This window comes from Halomonas elongata (genome assembly GCF_029081005.1).
Classification (GTDB): Bacteria; Pseudomonadota; Gammaproteobacteria; order Pseudomonadales; family Halomonadaceae; genus Halomonas; species Halomonas elongata_B.
Genome location: NZ_JAJQTQ010000113.1, coordinates 1 through 400 on the forward strand (window position 1 = coordinate 1; position 400 = coordinate 400).

Consider the following 400-nt stretch of genomic DNA (forward strand, 5'->3'; position numbering starts at 1 on the left):
ATCCGGCAGGGCGCTATCCAGGGATAATCGGGCAAACAGGCGCATGGAGGCGATTTCGTACAGGGCATCTTCCATGGCACCGTCGCTCAGGTTGTACCAATGCTGCATGCAGTGAATACGCAGCATGGTCTCCAGCGGATAGGGCCGTCGGCCATTGCCCGCCTTGGGATAAAACGGCTCGATGACAGCGGTCATATTCTGCCATGGCAGAATCTGCTCCATGCGGGAGAGGAAAATCTCTTTTCGGGTCTGACGGCGCTTAGTGCTGAATTCACTATCGGCGAAGGTGAGTTGATGGCTCATGATGTCCCTCTGGGATGCGCTCCGGATGAATATGATCATCTCATATCAGGAACTTGTTCGCACCTTCCCTAACCAAAGAAGGACCTGACTATGTATA

At 53.5% G+C, this 400-nt stretch carries 1 protein-coding gene; it reads right to left on the reverse strand.

Translation table 11 applies throughout. The features are described 5' to 3' along the window. The coding region (locus LU493_RS19675; protein ID WP_032256025.1) for an IS5/IS1182 family transposase at positions 1-303 on the reverse strand (303 nt) is incomplete at its 3' end. Between the last annotated feature and the right edge of the window lie 97 nt (positions 304-400).